The sequence below is a fragment of the Streptomyces sp. R33 genome (genome assembly GCF_041200175.1).
Classification (GTDB): domain Bacteria; phylum Actinomycetota; class Actinomycetes; order Streptomycetales; family Streptomycetaceae; genus Streptomyces; species Streptomyces katrae_B.
Genome location: NZ_CP165727.1, coordinates 2123925 through 2141269 on the forward strand (window position 1 = coordinate 2123925; position 17345 = coordinate 2141269).

The 17345-nt window shown below is 72.9% G+C and carries 16 protein-coding genes; 2 read left to right on the top strand and 14 right to left on the bottom strand.

The annotated features are described in order from the left end of the window. Nucleotides 1-54: 54 nt before the first annotated feature. The 12 genes from AB5J51_RS10050 to AB5J51_RS10105 all read right to left on the bottom strand — a co-directional run bounded on the left by AB5J51_RS10050 (nt 55) and on the right by AB5J51_RS10105 (nt 12593). Nucleotides 55-951 (bottom strand): branched-chain amino acid aminotransferase, encoded by an 897-nt coding sequence (locus AB5J51_RS10050; protein ID WP_369777478.1) that lies wholly within the window; start codon nt 949-951, stop codon nt 55-57. Beyond that, entirely contained in the window at nt 948-2231 is a 1284-nt protein-coding gene (locus tag AB5J51_RS10055; protein WP_369777480.1) for an ATP-grasp domain-containing protein, read from the bottom strand. The genes AB5J51_RS10050 and AB5J51_RS10055 overlap by 4 nt, the downstream gene beginning before the upstream one ends. Continuing rightward, entirely contained in the window at nt 2228-3199 is a 972-nt protein-coding gene (locus AB5J51_RS10060) for a DMT family transporter (RefSeq protein WP_369777481.1), read from the bottom strand. Before AB5J51_RS10060 ends, AB5J51_RS10055 begins: the two co-directional genes overlap by 4 nt. 9 nt (nt 3200-3208) lie before the next feature. Then, complete coding sequence (locus AB5J51_RS10065) at nt 3209-4489, bottom strand: DUF6421 family protein (protein WP_369777482.1); 1281 nt, start codon at nt 4487-4489, stop codon at nt 3209-3211. Continuing rightward, the gene (locus tag AB5J51_RS10070; protein WP_199828038.1) at nt 4486-5076 is read right to left on the bottom strand and encodes a bacilysin biosynthesis protein BacA; all 591 of its coding nucleotides are present in this window, start codon (nt 5074-5076) and stop codon (nt 4486-4488) included. The genes AB5J51_RS10065 and AB5J51_RS10070 overlap by 4 nt, the downstream gene beginning before the upstream one ends. A 183-nt stretch (nt 5077-5259) precedes the next feature. After that, complete coding sequence (locus tag AB5J51_RS10075) at nt 5260-6261, bottom strand: TIGR03842 family LLM class F420-dependent oxidoreductase (protein WP_053786649.1); 1002 nt, start codon at nt 6259-6261, stop codon at nt 5260-5262. A gap of 9 nt (nt 6262-6270) precedes the next feature. Beyond that, entirely contained in the window at nt 6271-7671 is a 1401-nt protein-coding gene (gene hydA, locus AB5J51_RS10080; protein WP_136224455.1) for a dihydropyrimidinase, read from the bottom strand. Between the two features lie 16 nt (nt 7672-7687). Continuing rightward, nucleotides 7688-8941 (bottom strand): aspartate aminotransferase family protein, encoded by a 1254-nt coding sequence (locus AB5J51_RS10085; RefSeq protein ID WP_369780240.1) that lies wholly within the window; start codon nt 8939-8941, stop codon nt 7688-7690. 38 nt (nt 8942-8979) lie between these two features. Beyond that, on the bottom strand, nt 8980-9822 hold the full coding sequence (locus AB5J51_RS10090) for a nitrilase-related carbon-nitrogen hydrolase (RefSeq protein WP_053786651.1): 843 nt from the start codon (nt 9820-9822) through the stop codon (nt 8980-8982). Between the two features lie 151 nt (nt 9823-9973). Continuing rightward, nucleotides 9974-11620, bottom strand: a complete 1647-nt coding sequence (locus tag AB5J51_RS10095; protein WP_369777485.1) for a hypothetical protein — start codon at nt 11618-11620, stop codon at nt 9974-9976. A gap of 45 nt (nt 11621-11665) precedes the next feature. Next, the gene (locus AB5J51_RS10100; protein ID WP_053786653.1) at nt 11666-12046 is read right to left on the bottom strand and encodes a PPOX class F420-dependent oxidoreductase; all 381 of its coding nucleotides are present in this window, start codon (nt 12044-12046) and stop codon (nt 11666-11668) included. Between the two features lie 295 nt (nt 12047-12341). Further along, nucleotides 12342-12593 carry a helix-turn-helix domain-containing protein gene (locus AB5J51_RS10105; protein ID WP_053786654.1) on the bottom strand — a complete coding sequence of 84 codons (252 nt, stop codon included), beginning with the start codon at nt 12591-12593 and terminating at the stop codon, nt 12342-12344. 78 nt (nt 12594-12671) lie between these two features. Here AB5J51_RS10105 and map point away from each other — a divergent pair, with 78 nt between their 5' ends. After that, a complete protein-coding gene (gene map / locus AB5J51_RS10110; RefSeq protein WP_369777486.1) occupies nt 12672-13439 on the top strand; it encodes a type I methionyl aminopeptidase in 768 nt (255 codons plus the stop codon). 3 nt (nt 13440-13442) lie between these two features. On the opposite strand, the gene ggt is transcribed toward map, so the two are convergent. Then, nucleotides 13443-15257, bottom strand: a complete 1815-nt coding sequence (gene ggt, locus AB5J51_RS10115; protein ID WP_136224459.1) for a gamma-glutamyltransferase — start codon at nt 15255-15257, stop codon at nt 13443-13445. Between the two features lie 114 nt (nt 15258-15371). On the opposite strand from ggt, the gene AB5J51_RS10120 reads away from it, so the two are divergent. Next, nucleotides 15372-16097, top strand: a complete 726-nt coding sequence (locus AB5J51_RS10120) for a hypothetical protein (protein WP_030293015.1) — start codon at nt 15372-15374, stop codon at nt 16095-16097. Here the strand turns inward: AB5J51_RS10120 and AB5J51_RS10125 are convergent. Continuing rightward, nucleotides 16057-17328, bottom strand: a complete 1272-nt coding sequence (locus AB5J51_RS10125) for a cytochrome P450 (protein ID WP_369777487.1) — start codon at nt 17326-17328, stop codon at nt 16057-16059. The two genes, AB5J51_RS10120 and AB5J51_RS10125, sit on opposite strands and share 41 nt — an antisense overlap. Nucleotides 17329-17345 lie beyond the last annotated feature (17 nt).

The window sequence follows — 17345 nt, forward strand, 5'->3', positions numbered from 1 at the left end:
CTCGGGCGGCGGGCTCGCCGGGGCCGGACCTTGCCCGGCCGGCCCCGGCAGCACTCAGCGCAGAGCGGCGGCCCGGCCGGCCGAGTGGACCAGCTCGGTGTACGCCTCCATCAGGGCGGTCGTCGTCCTGCCCACCCGGTACTCGTGCGCGTCGATCGACCGGACGGGCTGCACCTCGTAGGCCGTGCCGGTGAGGAAGCACTCGTCGAACCCGCCCAGCTCCTCGGGCCGGACATGACGTTCGACGACGCGGATTCCGGCCTCGCGCGCGAGATCGAGCACGGTCGCCCGGGTGATGCCCGCGAGGAAGCAGTCCGCGGTGGGGGTGTGCAGCTCGTCCCCCGCCACGAGGAAGAGGTTGGCTCCCGTGGCCTCCGCGACGAGTCCCCGGTAGTCCAGGAGCAGCGCGTCGTCGAAGCCGGCGGCGTCGGCGGCGTCCCGTGCCAGGGTGCAGATGTTGTACAGGGAGGCCGCTTTGGCCCGGACGGGCGCGGTGTCCGGCGCCGGGCGCCGCCAGCGCGAGGTCCCCAGCCGGATGCCGCTGTTCCTGGCCCCGGCGGAGAAGACGTGCGGCCACTCCCACGTGGCGATCGCGACATGGACGGAGGTGCCCGCACCGGCCACGCTGATCTGCTCGCTGCCCCGCCATGCCACCGGCCGGACGTAGCCGTCGCCGATGCCCTGCCGGGCGACGAGTTCGAGCGTCGCCTCGTCCAGCTCGGCGACGGAGAAGGGGATGTCGAAGCCCAGTTCACGCGCCGAGTCGTGCAGCCGCTGCGAGTGCTCGGTCAGTTTGAAGACGTGACCGTCGTAGACGCGTTCTCCTTCGAAGACACCGCCGCCGTAGTGGAGACCGTGGCTGAGCACGTGCAGGCGGGCGTCCCGCCAGGGGACGAACCGGCCGTCCAGCCAGATGTGACCGTCACGGTCGTCGAGAGCCGGAGCGCTCACTGCGCGCCCTCCACCGGTGCGTATTCGATGCGGACGATCTCCTCGATGGTGCGGTGGAACGCCTCGGCGTCCTCGGTGGAGGGGTGGTGGGAGAGGACGAACGCCGGATAGCCGGTGAACTCGGGGTAGGGCCGTACGACGTCACCCGGATGCAGCATCTGGACGATGTGGTCCACCCGGGGGTCCGCGGCCAGTTCGTCCAGGCCGTGGATGGCGGTGATCCGTCCGGAGCCACCGCAGGGCACGATGTAGTTGGCGGCCGCACCGGTGGCCCGGGCCGGCTGCGCCGGCGGTCCGGGCAGGGGGGCGGGGCCGAGCCCGGCGGCGACGCGCAGGGCGTCCGCGGCCAGATCGGCTCCGGTGACGTGTCCGGCGATGTAGTGGGAGACGCCGGAGCCGCCGATGCGGGCGCCGAGTTCCAGCAGGTAGGGACGCTCGCCGCCGCGCAGCCGCAGTTCGGTGTGGGTCGGCCCGTCGCTCACCCCGAGGGCCGAGTGGGCGGCGACGACCTCGCGCACCACGGCCTCCTGGACGTGGGGCGCCAGCGCGGCCGGCGCCCGGTAGACGCCCTCTTCGAAGTGCGGGCCGGTCGGCTCGCCCTTGTAGCCGATGGACAGCACCTGGACCTCGCCGCGGTGCGCGAGGGACTCCACGGCGAATTCCGGGCCGTCCAGGTACTCCTCGACGACGAGCCCCGCGACGCGGTTCAGACTGTTCCGGCAGACCTCCCACACCTCGTCCACCACGGCGGCGAGCTGCTCCGGGCTGTCGGCCTTGGTCACCCCGAGGCTGGAGAAGCCGTTGGCCGGCTTGACCACCACCGGGAACGTGAGGCGGGTGGCGTCGGTCCACGTGCCCGGGTCGTCCACGGTGACGAAGCCGGGTACGTTCAGGCCCGCTTCGGCCAGCCGGCGGCGCATGATCCGCTTGTCCTGCACGGCCCGGGCCGTCTCGCGGCCCAGACCCGGAAGGCCGAGGGCCTCGGCCACGTCGGCGACGAAGGGCACCGCGGGGTCGTAGAGCGTCGTGATGCCGTCGAACGGGGCGCTCTCGTGGCGTTGCTTCAGGACGCTGAGGGCCTTGGCGGGATCCCCCTCCACGTCCAGCGGGAGCAGTTCCACCACGGCGGGCGGCAGACGGTCCGGGGAGACGGACTCGTCGGGGCGCGGGACCAGGACGATGTCGATCCCGGCCCGTTGCGCGCCCTCGAAGATCCAGGGCAGCGAGGTGCGCTGGTAGACCAGGACGACGGTGGGGCGTGGGGGGTGTGGCTCTGTCACGATGTGCTTCTTTCGGTCTGGGTCGGGCTCAGGGGCCGGTCTTCCTCCACGGCCTGCACGCGGACCGGGGCGACGGTCATCCACACGCCCGCCGAGCAGAGTGCGAGGAAGAGGATCGAGGCGGGGCCGGGAGCGTCCGCCTCACCCCACGCCCACTCCCCCAGGCGCACCAGGAACGGCACCACCAGTGCGACGGAGGAGGTGAACAGGGGGCCCTTGCGGAGGATCAGTTCATGGGAGATGACGAAGACGGGCGCCGTCAGTACCGCGCCCAGCACGGCGACCCCGGCCCACTGGGCGGCGCTGATGTCGCCCAGTGGGACCCATACGGCCGCGGCCGCCCCGAGCATGACCGTGCCCGCGCCGGTGACCGCCGGAAGGGCGGCCAGCGGCGGGACGTCGGACATGTGCTTGCGGTAGACGTAGCCGTACAGGGCGTACGCGAACGTGCCGGCGAGGGCGAAGAGGACCCCGGCGACGAGTACTCCGGTTCCGGCGTCGCCGCGCGCCGGGCCGTCTTCCAGCGCGTAGCCGAGGGCCGCCGCGACGGCGAGCAGCGTTCCCAGGACCCGGCGGGTGCCCGCCTGTTCCCGGAACGCGACGATGCCGATCACGAAGGTGATGCAGGGGAGGAGGGACACCACGAGGCCGACCCTGGAGGCACCCATCCGGTCGATGCCCAGCAGGGTGCCCGTGTAGTAGGCGAAGAAGCCCAGGAACGCGAGCAGCACCACGGCCCCGCGGCGGCCGCCGGTGACCCGGATCGCGGTCCATGTCCGGGGCCGCAGCGCGGAGATCGCGCTGATGACGAGGAAGCTCGCCGCGGTGCGGCCGGCCGCCACCGCGAGCGGCGGGGTGTCGCTGACCAGCTTGCCGGAGACCACCCATCCCGTCGCCAGCAGCAGCACCATCAGGCAGGACAGGGCAGGGGTACCGAGGCGGCCCCTCCCACGACGCTCACCGCTCATGACGCAGACTCACCACTCCGCGTCCGCGAACCGCAGCGGCGGCAGCCCGGCCAGCGTCTGCTTGGCCCGCAGCAGGACGCTCTGGTCCTCGGTGAAGCGGAACCGCTGCTTGGCCTCGCCCGCGGGCAGGTACGCACGGACGAGTTCCCTGGCCGCGGCCCGGTACTCGTCGTCGGTGCGTACGTGGTCCTCGAGCCGCTCGACGGTGGCGACGTACTCCCGCAGGGCGTGGAGGGTCTTGTCCCAGTCCAGGTGGAGCAGGCCGCCGGCCTCGGGCGACCCGGTCAGCGCGTCGTGGGCGCGCAGCCAGGAGTAGAGGAAGACGCCGGTGCCCGAGTCGAAGTTGCGCGTCGCGTCGTCGGCCTGCGGGTACCGGAAGACGCGCTCCAGCAGGATCATGGCGATCTGTTCCCGAGCGAACGGGACCCCGCCGTCCGCGCAGGCGAGGGCGGTCTTGGCGTCGACCTTGGTCTCCTCCAGGAGCCCGACGAACCAGTTCATCTTCAGAGTGATGTGCTGGTCGAACGGCCAGCGGCCCTGGTAGTGCATGGAGTCGTGCAGATATCCCCAGATCGCACGGGCCTCGAAGCAGACGTCCGGGGCCAGGCCGGACGAGGCGCGCGGGACGGACTCGGCGGTGAGGACCGCCTCGGCTCCCGGCAGGGCGTAGGTCTCGTGGATCTTCCGCATCTTGTTGTAGAAGAACATCGCGTACGGCTGCTCTTCGACCTTGTCGGACGCGGCCACGTTCTCGGGGAAGAACACGATGCAGTTGCCGTGCGCGAAGCCGTGGCTGCCCGCGATGAGCACCAGGGACTGGCAGTTGTTCCTGGGATGCGGGAAGGACGTGGCCAGCTGCGGCAGCGCGGCGGGTTCCCTGCGCAGTGCGAAGAAGCAGTCCAGGCGCTTGCCGACGGGCGGCACGCTGTTGGTGGTCTGCGCGGGAGCCAGGAAGAACACGTGCTCACCGTCCGCGGGCGGCTCGAGCGCGTCCCGGGAGCGGGCGAAGTCGGGCACGGTGTCCAGGCCCGCGGCGATCCAGCCGTCCACGTCCGCCACGAGGGCTTCGCCCTGGCGGGCCCGCCCGTTACGGGCGTACCAGGCGTTCGCCTCGTCGCGGATCTCGGCGAGAAGTGCGCGATCGGCTGCCTGAGGGGCCGTCACCGTGCCGTCGTCGGCCTGGCGGAGGCGGAACCGGTTGACCTTGGGGATGAGGGATCCGGTGAGGTCCTTCGCCTCGTTGCGCGAGGCGGCACCGATCGGGGCACTCAGCGGGGCACTGGTCGTCACAGCGCTGCTCCCGCGGTGTCCGGCCGCGCGCCCGCTGCGAGCACCTGGTGGATGGTGAAGACCATGGGCACCGGGCCGAAGTCCCGCAACACGCGCATCCCGTGCCGCTCGGCCGCGACGATCGTGGTGATGCAGCCCTCGCTCAGGCCGGCGGCGCAGTCGATGGCCGCCTGGGAATTGCTGAGCACCAGCCGGGACTCGGCCTGCGGCGGGACCAGTCCCACCGGGGCGGGGTGCGTGGAGACGGTCAGCGGAGCGTCCGTTCCCGTGCTGGCCAGGACCATGTTGTGCGTCGGCATGATGAAGCTGTCGACCATGTGCAGCCGGTGCAGGTTGCCGAAGGTCAGGGTGTGCAACGCCGGATAGACGGCGCAGGCGGCGAGCGCGTGCTCCCCGTCGTCGGGCACCGCTTCGAGGGCTTCCTCGAGCGACGCGTGGAGTGCGACCTCCCCCGCGATGCCCCGGCGGCGCAGCCATTCATGGGCGGCGGCTTCGAGGTTCGTCCCCTGCGGGCCGAGCGTGTGGACGTAACGGATGCCGTCCGTGCCTAAGCCCGTGCGGTGGCGGGGCTCGGTGGCTGTACTCAAGTTTCCTCCCGGAAGCGTCCCGGGGGTCGCCCGGGACCGGATCACTCGTCTGAGTGATCAAACATCCAGGCGCTCTCGAGTACAAAGCAATTGTCGTGCGCTTCACACATGACGGCGCCCCCTGCACCGTCAGCGGTGCAGGGGGCGTTCCTGGTGGCTCCCCCGGCGCGGGCCGGAAATCCGTCAGCCGTTGATCGCCGGGATCACGTGCTGCCCGTACGCGTCGATGGTGGCCTCCTTCGCGTCGTGCATGTCGTACACGGCGAACTGGTCGACGCCCAGGTCGCGCAGGGTCCGCAGCTTCTCGATGTGGGCCTCGGGCGGGCCGAGCAGGCAGAAGCGGTCCACGATCTCGTCCGGCACGAAGTCGGCGGACGGGTTCCCGGCGCGGCCGTGGTGGCTGTAGTCGTAGCCCTGGCGGGCCTTGATGTACTCGGTGAGGGCGTCCGGCACCATGCCGGAGTGCTCGCCGTAGCGGCCGACCAGGTCGGCGACGTGGTTGCCGACCATCCCGCCGAACCAGCGGCACTGGTCACGGGCGTGGGCCAGGTCCTCGCCCACGTACGCCGGCGCCGCCACGCAGATGGTGACCGCGTCCGGGTCGCGGCCGGCCCGTTCGGCGGCCTCGCGGACCGCGCCGACCATCCACTCGGTGAGGTAGGGGTCGGCGAGCTGGAGGATGAACCCGTCGGCCTTCTCGCCGGCCAGGGCCAGCGCCTTCGGCCCGTACGCGGCCATCCAGACGGGGAGCTTCCCGTCCCGGATCCAGGGCAGGCGCAGCGGGTTGCCGTCGACCTCGGCCTCCCGGCCCTCCGCGAGGTCGCGGATGACGTCGATGGCCTCGCCGAGCCGGGCCAGGGTGTTCGGTTTGCGCCCGGCGACCCGCATCGCGGAGTCGCCGCGGCCGATCCCGCACACCGTGCGGTTGCCGTACATGTCGTTGAGGGTGGCGAAGGTGGAGGCGGTCACCTCCCAGGTGCGGGTGCCCGGGTTGGTGACCATCGGGCCGATGTGCAGCTTCTGCGTGTTCGCGAGGATCTGGCTGTAGATGACGAACGGTTCCTGCCACAGCACGGCGGAGTCGAAGGTCCAGCCGTAGCGGAAGCCGTTGCGCTCGGCCCGCTTCATGAGGCTGATCACCTGCGAGGCGGGCGGGTCGGTCTGGAGGACGAGGCCGAAGTCCATCACGGTTCCTTAGAGGTACTGGCAGGTGGAGCGGGGGATGTACACCCCGTGGCCGGCCCGGCCGGTGTACTCGCGCCGGTCGATGACGAGTTCGCCGCGCGAGAGCACGGTGTCGACGCGCCCGGTGATCCGCTTGCCCTCGTACGCCGAGTAGTCCACGTTCATGTGGTGCGTCTCGGCGGAGATGACCTGCTCGGCGTGCGGATCGTAGAGGACGATGTCGGCGTCGGAACCCGGCGCGATGGTGCCCTTCTGGGGGTAGAGGCCGAACATCCGGGCCGGGGCCGCGCAGGCGATCTCGATCCAGCGGCGGCGGCTGATGTGCCCGTCCAGGACGGCCTGGTGGAGGAGATCCATCCGGTTCTCCACGCCCGGCAGCCCGTTCGGGATCTTCGAGAAGTCGCCGCGGCCGAGCTCCTTCTGGCCGCGGAAGCAGAACGGGCAGTGGTCGGTGGAGACCACCTGGAGGTCGTCGGTCCGCAGGCCCCGCCAGAGGGCGGCCTGGTGCTCGCGTGGCCGCAGCGGGGTGGAGCAGACGTACTTGGCGCCCTGGAAATCGGGCTCTTCGAGGTTGTCGGTGGACAGGAACAGGTACTGCGGGCAGGTCTCCCCGAACACCGGCAGGCCCTTGTCGCGGGCGGCGGCGAGCTCGGCGACCGCCTCCTCGGCCGAGACGTGGACCACGTACAGCGGGGAGCCGGCCACGCGCGCGAGCTGGATCGCCCGGTGCGTGGCCTCGGCTTCGAGGAGGACCTTGCGGACCTCGCCGTGGTGGCGGGGATCGGTCTCCCCGCGGGCCAGGGCCTGTTCGACCAGGACGTCGATCGCGATGCCGTTCTCGGCGTGCATCATGATCAGCCCGCCGTTGCCGGAGGCCCGCTGCATGGCGCGCAGGATCTGCCCGTCGTCGCTGTAGAAGACGCCGGGGTAGGCCATGAACAGCTTGAAGGAGGTGACGCCCTCCCCGATCAGGTGGTCCATCTCCTTCAGGGTCCCCTCGTTGACGTCCGAGAGGATCATGTGGAAGGCGTAGTCGATGGAGCACTTGCCGTCGGCCTTGTCGTACCAGGTGTCGAGCCCCTGGCGCAGGGCCTGGCCCATGCTCTGCACGGCGAAGTCGACGATGGTGGTGGTGCCGCCCCAGGCGGCGGCCCGGGTGCCGGTCTCGAAGGTGTCCGAGGCGGCGGTCCCGCCGAAGGGCAGCTCCATGTGGGTGTGGGCGTCGACCCCGCCGGGGATGACGTACTTCCCGCTCGCGTCGATCGTGCGTTCGGCGGTCCAGGCCTCGGCGGCCGCCGAGCCGTGGGCCGCGAGGGCGGCCACCCGGCCGTCCTCGACCAGGACGTCGGCATGGAGCTCGTCGGCGGCCGTGATGACGAGGCCGCCGCGGATGAGGGTGCGGATGGACATGTGCGGCGCCTCCCGGTCACACGATGCTGTGCAGGGCCCGTTCGAGGATCTCGGCGCCCTCTTCCGCCTCGGCGACGGTGAGGGACAGCGGCGGCGCGATGCGCAGCACGCTGGTGTTGTACCCGCCGCCCTTGCCGAGCAGCAGGCCGCCTTCGCGGGCGGCCTCCAAGACGGCGGAGGCCCCGTCCGGGTCGGCCTCGTCGGTGCCGGGTTTCGTCAGCTCCAGCCCGGCCATCAGACCTCGGCCGCGGACCTCCCGTACGGCGGGCACGGTGGCGGCGATGGCGCGCAGCCGCTCCAGGAGCAGGCCGCCGACGCGGCGGGCGTTGCCCTGGAGGTCGTGCTCCAGCAGGTACGCCAGGTTGGCCACGCCGGCCGCCATGGTGACCGGGGAGCCGCCGAAGGTGGAGATGGAGTTGGTGTCGATGCAGTTCATCACCTCGGCGCGGGCCACGACCCCGCCGATGGACATGCCGTTGCCGATGCCCTTGGCGAAGGTGAGGATGTCCGGCGGCCCGTTCTGGGCGTGGGCCTGCCAGCCCCAGAAGTGGTCGCCCGTGCGGCCCCACCCGGTCTGCACCTCGTCGCTGATCCAGAGGATGCCGTGCCGGTCGAGGACCCGGCGGAAGGCCCCGTACAGCCCGTCGGGCGGGGCGGTGAACCCACCGACGCCCTGGATGGGCTCCGCGATGAGGGCGGCGACGCCTCCGCGGGCCTGGCCGAGCACGTCCTCGAGGTCGGCGACGGCGGCCGCGGTGAACTCGGCGTCGTTCAGGTGCGCGAAGGGTCCGCGGGTGCGCACGGCGCCCTGGACGTAGTACGTCTGGAGCGGCGAGAGGCTGGTCGGGGACCAGCCGCGGTTGCCGGTGATGCCGACGGCGGAGAAGGACCGGCCGTGGTAGCTGTTGCGCATCGCCAGGATCTGGTTGGAGCGGCGGTACGCGGTCGCGAGCAGCAGGGCGGTGTCGTTGGCCTCGGTGCCGGAGGTGGTGAAGAAGACCCGTGCCTCGGGGATGCCGGACAGGGCGGCGACCCGCTCGGCCAGCTCGATCATCGGGCGGTTGAGGTACAGGGTGGAGGAGTGGATGAGCCGGCCGGCCTGCTCGGAGACGGCCTTGGTGACCTCGGGCAGGGCGTGGGCGGTCATCGTGGTGAGGATGCCGCCGAAGAAGTCGAGGTAGCGGTTGCCGTCGGCGTCCCAGACGTGGCGGCCCTCGCCGTGCGTGAGCTCGAGGGGGCGGCGGTAGTAGAGGGCGAGCCAGTCGGGCATGACGGCCTGGTGGCGGCTGTGCAGGGGGATCGGGTCGGTCACGGCTGTACGAGCCCTCCGTAGGCGTCGGGGCGGCGGTCGCGGTAGAAGGCCCACTGGTCGCGGACCTCCTTGATCAGGTCGAAGTCGAGCTCCCGGACGAGGAGTTCCTCGTCCTTGCCGCTGGCGACCTCTCCGACGAACTGGCCGCGGGGGTCGACGAAGTAGCTGGTGCCGTAGAAGTCGTTGTCGCCGTACTCCTCCTGGCCGACGCGGTTGATCGCGGCGACGAAGTACTCGTTGGCGACGGCCGCGGCGGGCTGTTCCAGCTTCCAGAGGTAGGAGGACAGGCCGCGGTGGGTGGCGGAGGGGTTGTAGACCAGCTGGGCCCCGGCCAGGCCCAGGGCGCGCCAGCCCTCGGGGAAGTGGCGGTCGTAGCAGATGTAGACGCCGACGCGGCCGACGGCGGTGTCGAAGACGGGCCAGCCGAGGTTGCCCGGGCGGAAGTAGTACTTCTCCCAGAAGCCCTTGACCTGGGGGATGTGGTGTTTGCGGTACTTGCCGAGGTAGCTGCCGTCGGCGTCGATGACGGCGGCGGTGTTGTAGTAGAAGCCCTCGGACTCGAGCTCGAAGACCGGTACGACGATGACCATGCCGGTCTCGCGGGCGAGCGCCTGCATGCGCCGGACGGTGGGGCCGTCGGGGACGGGCTCGGCCCAGCGGTAGTGCTCGGGATCCTGGACCTGGCAGAAGTACGGGGCGTTGAACACCTCCTGGAAGCCGATGATCTGCGCGCCCTGGGCGGCGGCCCGGCGGGCGTGCTCCTCGTGTTTGGCGATCATCGACTCGGTGTCTCCGGTCCAGGTGGCCTGGACGAGTGCGGCGCGGACGACTTGGGCCATGAGCTGCTCCTCGCGACGGGAACGCCGAGTTCTACGCACGTAGACGATATGCGTAGGGAGTAGAACGTAGGCCTCGTCACACCGTGGGGCAAGACCGCCGTGCACGGTTGGGTGAGTCGATCAAGCTAGGACAGCGAACGGTCGAATCCGCTCAGTGGGCGGGCGGTTTCGCAACCCGCAGGGCGTGTACGAGGTCACGGTGATGCGCGGCGGAGAGGGCCTCGGCGGCCCGGAGCAGCCGGGGGGTGAACCACTGCGGATCGCGGCGGGCGAGCCGGACCGCCTCCTCCGCGGTACGGACCTTGACGAAGGCGCCGAGCAGGGCGTCGGCCTCGTGGATCCGGCCGGCGGCGGCCAGGGCCAGGGCGGCGTCGGCGATCTCGGCGGCGGGGCGGGCCGCGCCCTGGCGCAGCAGGGTCTCGCAGTCGGCGTGCCGGCCGGCCTCGCCGAGGGCGGCGGCGGCCGCGGCGAGCCGCTCGGGCGGGAGCGAGGCCGCCTCCCACAGCAGCGTGGCCCAGTCCGCACCGAGCCCGGCGCGCACCAGCTCCGCGGCCAACCGGGGCAGCCACTCGGCGGGCCCGGCGGCGGCCTCGCAGAGCACCGCATGCGCCTCGCCACTGCGCCCCTGGGCCCGCAGGGCCCCCAACTGCCCGACCACGCCCGCGATCCCACCGCCTTGCAGGGCCGCCTCCGGCGCGGCGGACTGCGCCTCCCGCTCCGGCGGCGCGGGGCGGTCTGCGAGGTCGGGCGGCTGCACGTCGGGACCGGTCGGCGCAAAGGGGCCCTGGCCGAAGGGGCCCTGGCCGAAGGGGCCCTGGCCGAAGGGGCCCTGGCCGAAGGGGTCCTGGCCGAAGGGGTCCTCGCCGACGGACGGTGCATCCGGCCGCGGCGGGGCGAACCGGGCTCGGCCGATGGTGCCACGGGGAGCGTGGGGCCCGGGGTCGGGGCGGCCGAAGCGGGCGCCGCGGGGTGGCACGGCGGCCGTGTCGGGGAGCACGGCGGGCGGGGTGGAGGCGGCGGGGGCCGCGGCGCCCGCGTAGCGGGCGCCGCCGGCCCGCCGTGCCCCGCGCAGCCACCGCCCCTCGGCCCTCCCGACGGGCGGCTCCGCCTCCCGGTCCTCCCCCGCCTCCCGCTGTCGCGGCACCCCGGGCAACGGCCCGCCGTCCCCGACCCCGGCCCATGCCTCGGGCGCCTGGCCCGGACCCGTGGCTTCGGCTTCGGCTGCGGCTTCGACGGACCGGCCGCCGCCGCCCCGGCCGGAGGCGGGCTGCCCGGACGGGGCGGGGTCGGGGGCGGGCGTCGACAAGGCCGTCAGGCGGGAGGTCAGGTCCTGCTGGCGGGCGGCCGCCCTGGCTGCGTCGTCGCGGGTCCAGGCGAGTTCCCGGGTCAGCGTTTCCGCCTCGGTGCGGTCCGTCGTCGTCGCCAGGCGGGCCGTCAGGGTGCGGGTCGCCGCCTCCGAGACGGCCCGCTGGTCGGCGGCCGAGGCCAGCAGGGTCCGCAGTTCCTCCGCGCCGCCCGGCAGCCGGTCCCACACCGCGACGGCCGCGGCCCGCAGCCGGGCCGCGTACTGCGTCTCCCGCTGCGCGGACTCGGCGCCCCTGGCCTCCGCGAGGTCGCCGAGCAGCGATTCCACCACGTCCCACGGCGGCATCGCGGCCCCGTCCAGACAGGCCCGCAGACCCTCCGGATCCCGGCGCAGGAACTCCCCGTACCAACCTGCCCCCGGATCGAGCCTCTGCGTCAACCCGCGCAAGTAGCCCGAGAGTTGACCGATCACCAGCGAAGTCGCGGTCTCCATGCCGGCATTGGATCCCACCGGTGTTACGGGCGGGCTACGGGAATCTCAAAGCTTGACGGCGATCGCGGTGTGCGGGCGCTTCCCGAGCCGGAACACCGCCGCCGGCACGTCCAGCCCCCAGAACTGCCAGGTGTACTTCCGCAGCATCAGCTTGCGCACCCGCTTCAGCCCGGCCTCGTCCAGCAGCCGCGCCTCGCCCTCCAGCACGGGCGCCCCCTGCGCGACCCGTCCCCGCACGTCGCAGGGGCTGACCGTGACCCGCCCGTTGTTGCGGATCCGCTTCACCTTCCACGAGTCGGTGCGCGTCCAGACGTACAGCTCACCGCCGTCCGCCACCGCCCACACGGGCGTCGCGACGGGCGTGCCGTCCTTGCGGAACGTGGTGAGGCTGACGTACTTGCCCCGGTCCAGCTCATCGAGAGTCATCCGCGGAGCCTAAGGGCTGTCCGGCGCCGTCGTCGCGGAGGGTCGCGTCAGCCGGAAACTGGCATCGGCCCGGCCCTGCGGCGCTGCGCAGACGGCGAGCAGCAGACCCGCCGCCAGCAGGGTGCCCAGGAGTCCGAAAACGAGTCGTGTGGAAGCGTTCGAGGCTGACACGCCTTCACGCTTGCCCCGCGCCCGACCGCTCCCACCACCGATTGGGCCGTTCGGCCCGCCGGGCCCGCCCGAAAGAACCCGCAGGTCCGCGGGCCGAGGAGGCCGAGGAAGGCCGGAAAAGGTGTCAGGCGGGGACGAACGCGCAGCGGCGCAGCACCTCGTCCAGGGACAGCCCGAGCGCCTCGGCCACGGCGGCCACGGTGAAGAACGCCGGGGTCGGCGCCCGGCCGGTCTCGATCTTGCGGAGGGTCTCGGCGGACAGCCCGGCGCTCGCCGCGACCTCGACCATGCTGCGGCCGCCGCGGGCCTCGCGCAGCAGTGCGCCCAGGCGCTCGCCGCGCTCGCGCTCTTCGGGGGTGAGGGGGGTGCGGACCATGCCCGCATCCTACCCGCTCCCCCAATAACTATCCCGTGAAAGTTATACCGGGATAGATATACCGGTATAGTTATTGGCATGGTGGAACTGAAGACGGAAGAGTCGATCGAAGCAATGCGCGCCCCGGGCCGGGTCGTCGCCCAGGCCCTGGCCGCAGTACGGCAGGCCGCCCGGGTGGGGGTGTCCCTGCTGGACTTGGACAAGGTCGCCCGCGGGGTACTGGACGGGGCCGGCGCGAGCTCGCCGTTCCTGGGCTACCGGCCGGAGTTCGCGCCGGTGCCCTTCCCGGGGGTGATCTGCACCTCGGTCAACGACGCGATCGTGCACGGCGTCCCCGGCGGCTACCGGCTCCGCGACGGGGACCTGGTCAGCATCGACTGCGGGGCGAAGCTCGGCGGCTGGGTCGGGGACGCGGCGGTCAGCTTCACCGTCGGCCGGCCGCGCCCGGCGGACCTGCGGCTGATCGAGACCGCCGAGGCGGCCCTCGCGGCCGGCATCGCCGCCGCACGGCCCGGCAACCGGATCGGGGACATCGCGTACGCCGTCGGCACCGTGTGCCGCTCCGCCGGCTACGGCGTCCCGGACGGGTTCGGCGGCCACGGCATCGGCCGCAGCATGCACGAGGACCCCGGCGTGCCCAACGAGGGCCGGCCGGGGCGCGGTATGAAGCTGCGACCCGGCATGGTGCTCGCGATCGAGCCGATGCTGATCGCGGGCGGTACGGACGACTACCGGTGCGACGGGGACGGCTGGACCCTGCGGAGCGTCGACGGCAGCCGCGCCGCACATGCGGAGCACACGGTCGCGATCACCGCCGACGGCCCGAGGATCCTCACCGCTCTGTGACGCCTACGGTTTGCCGTGCGGGTGGACCACCATCGCCGAGCCCCCGCCCCGCCGGCTCGTCTCGGCGGCGGCCAGCCAGCGCCCGTCCGGGAGCCGCTGGACCCCGGTTGCCGCGCCGATCTCCGGGTTCTGCCGGAACCGCTGGCCCAGCGCCTCCAGCCCGGCGCGCAGCGGGCTGTTCCACAGACCCGGCTCCAGCTCCGTGGTGGTCTGGTTGCGCTGGCTGGCCCGCGGCGCCGCGATGGCGTCGACCAGCGGCAGCCCCCGGTCCAGGTGCCCGGTCAGGGTCTGCAGGACGGTGGTGATGATGGTGGCCCCGCCCGGGGAGCCCACCGCGAGCACCGGACGCCCGTGCTCCAGCACGATGGTCGGGGACATGGACGAGCGCGGCCGCTTGCCGGGGCCGGGCAGGTTCGGGTCCGGGACGCCGGGGGCCGCCGGGGCGAAGGAGAAGTCGGTCAGCTCGTTGTTCAGCAGGAACCCGCGGCCCGGGACGGTGATCGCGCTGCCGCCGGTGGACTCGATGGTCAGGGTGTACGAGACGACGTTGCCCCAGCGGTCGGCGACCGTCAGGTGCGTGGTGTTCTCCCCCTCGTAGGTGGTCGGGGCGGCCTGGCCGGAGCCCCCGCAGGCCGCCGGGTGACGCGGGTCGCCGGGGGCCAGCGGGCTGGTCAGCGTCCGGTCCGGGGCGATCAGGCAGCCGCGCGAGTCGGCGAACCGCTGCGAGAGCAGCTCCCGCGTGGGCACGTTCTGGGCGGCCGGGTCGCCGACCCAGCGGCCGCGGTCGGCGAACGAGATCCGCGAGGCCTCGATGAACCGGTGCAGGTACTGGGTCTCGGACAGCTTCGACAGGTCGGTGCGCTCGAGGATGTTGAGCGCCTCGCCGACGGTGGTCCCGCCCGAGGACGAGGGCGCCATGCTGTACACGTCGAGGCCCCGGTAGCTCACCTGCGTCGGGGCCTGGCGCTTGGTCTCGTACGCGCGCAGGTCGCCGGTGGTCAGATCGCCCGAGCGGACGATCCGGGTGGCGGCCGGGTCCACGGGGGGCTTGCGGACGGCCCGGACGATGTCCTCGGCGATCGGGCCCCGGTACAGCGCACCCGTGCCCTTGCGGGCGAGTTCCGCGTACGTGGCCGCCAGGTCGGGGTTCTTGAAGGTGGAGCCGACCACCGGCAGGTCGCCGCCCGGCAGGAAGAGCTTCCTGGTGTCGGGGAAGTCCTTGAAGCGGTCCTGGTTGAGCTCCGTCTGGGCCCGGAAGGTCGGGTCGACGGTGAACCCGTCGCGCGCCAGCTTCTCGGCGGGCTTCAGGAGCTGGCCGAGCGGGCGGGTGCCCCAGGCGTCGAGGGCGCTCTTCCAGGTGGCCGGGGTGCCGGGGACGCCGACGGAGCGGCCGCTGGTCTGGCCCTGCTCGAAGGGGATGGGGACGCCGTTCTCCTGGAAGAGGCCGGCGGTGGCCGTGGCGGGGGCGGTCTCGCGGCCGTCGATGGTCTGCACACGGCGGGACTTGGCGTCGTAGTAGACGAAGTAGCCGCCTCCGCCGATGCCTGCCGAGTACGGCTCGGTCACCCCGAGCGCGGCCGCGGTCGCGACGGCGGCGTCCACGGCGTTGCCGCCGGATCGCAGGACCGCGATGCCGGCGGCGGAGGCGTCGGCGTCGACACTGGCGACGGCCCCGCCGTAGCCGGCGGCGACCGGGACCTTGGCGGGGGTGCCCCCCGCGGACGCCGCCGCCTCTGACGGCGGGGCGGCGGCGCCGGTGGACACCAGCGCTGCGGCGAGGGCGACGAGCGCTAACTGACGTGTGGCGGGACGACGCATCCGAACCTCCAGTAGACGGCCTGTCGGACCCCACCGGACAGGCCTGAACTCGGCACTGTAACTTCACCGCACCCCCCGCGTCAGGAAGACCCGGTGCGGGCTAGCATCCGGCCCATGAACGAAGACGTGCGCAACATCGTGCTCGGCGTGGTGGCCACCGCCATCAGCGGCGGCTTCGGCTGGTTCACCCGGACCTATCTGTGGCGCCGTACGCTGCGCCGCAAGCAGGCCTTCTTCGGCCTGCCCACCGGCTCCGACTGCCTCTTCGTCGTCAACCGGCAGATGGGTGGCACCGAAGGGTCGGTGCACCGCAACGACGCGTTCGCGCTGCTGGAGATATCCGCCCTGATCAAGGACTGCGGGGCCAATCTCCAGATCGTCTCGCACGACTCCGTCCGGCAAGGCTTCGGCGAGCGCGCCGAGTTCTGCGTGGGCGGGCCGGTGTCCAATGCCCGGACGGCGGCGCACCTGGCCTCCATGCTGCCGGGCGTCCGTGTCGACGTGTCCACCGAGCCGGGTCCGGACCGCGGGGCGATCCGCGTCGGCGAGGAGACGTACCGCTGGCAGAAGGGCCAGATCGACCACGTGCTGCTGGCCCGGCTGACGACCGGACCCGGGAGCCGGCCGGTGTTCCTGGTCTCCGGGCAGACCGCGATCAGCAACCAGGCGGGCGCCCGCTACCTGGCCCGCCACCACAAGGACTTGGCGCGCCGCTACCGCGGGGACTCCTTCTGCGTGGTGCTGAAGGTCAACAACTCCGACGCGTACGGCCCGGACGTGGTCGAGCTGCTGGCGGACGTCACCCGGCCGGCCCGGACACCCGCAGCGGCAGCCGCGTGATCCCGTTGATGAAGTTCGACACCAGCCGGCGCGGCGGGCCCGCGAGTTCCGGGGCCGGCATGGCCGCGCGCCACTCCTCGTAGAGCACGCGCAGCTGGAGCCGGGCGAAGTGGGCGCCGAGGCAGACGTGCGGGCCGTCCCCGAAGGAGACGTGCGGGTTGGGCGTCCGGGCGAGGTCGAGGCGTCCGGGGTCGGTGAAGGCGCGCTCGTCGTGGTTGGCGGAGGCGTGGAAGACCACCACCTTGTCCCCGGCGCGGATCGGCTGCCCGGCGAGCTCGGTGTCGACGGCGGCCGTGCGGCGGAAGCTGAGCACCGGCGGGTGGACGCGCAGCAGTTCGTCCACCGCGGTGTGCAGCGGGGTCCGGCCCTCGGCGAGCAGCCGGTACGCGCCCGGGTCGCGGGCCAGGGCCAGCAGCCCGCCGGGGGCGGCGCTGCGTACGGTGTCGTTGCCGGCGACGGTGAGCAGGAAGAAGAACATCTCCAGCTCGGCCGGGTCCAGTCCGGCCTCGGCGAGCGCGGTCATGACGTCGTCGCCGGGGTGCGCGCGCTTGTGGGCGGCCAGTTCCCGGGCGTACGAGAACATCTCGCCGAGCAGCGCCGGGGAGCGCGGGTTGAGGGGTTTTCCGTCGGGGCCGAGCAGGGGCGCGGGCGCGTCCTCGGGGTCCTGGTAGCCGATGATCCGTACGGTCCACTCCAGCAGCAGGCCCCGGTCGGCGGCCGGGACGCCCAGCAGGTCGGTCAGGTTGAGCAGCGCGTACTCGTCGGTGACCGTGCGGACCAGGTCGGCGGCGCCGTCCTCGGCCTTCGCGCGGGCGGTGGCGAGCAGGGTGCGGGCCCGTTCGCGGACCCGGCCGGCGAAGGCGTCGACACGGGCGGGGGTGAAGGCGCGGGAGACCAGCCGGCGCAGCCGCCCGTGGTCGCCGGCGCTGCGCCGCGGGTCCTGGTTGAGCATGGTGCGCCGCAAGAACGGCAGGTCGGCCGGGTCGGGGTCGCGGATCTGGGTCGCGCCGAGCCAGGAGGAGTACGTGGCGTGGTCGCGCAGCACCCGGACCACGTCGGCGTGCCGGGTGACGGCCCAGAAGCCGGGGCCGGCGGGCCAGCCCTGGATCTCCGGCTCGGGCTGCCAGGCGACCGGGTGCCGGTCCCGCAGCAGCCGGTAGCTCTCGTACGGGATCCCGGCGCCGTAGATCCGGGGGTCGAAGACGTCGGGCACGTACGCGGCGGGATCCATGGGGCCACGGTGGCGGG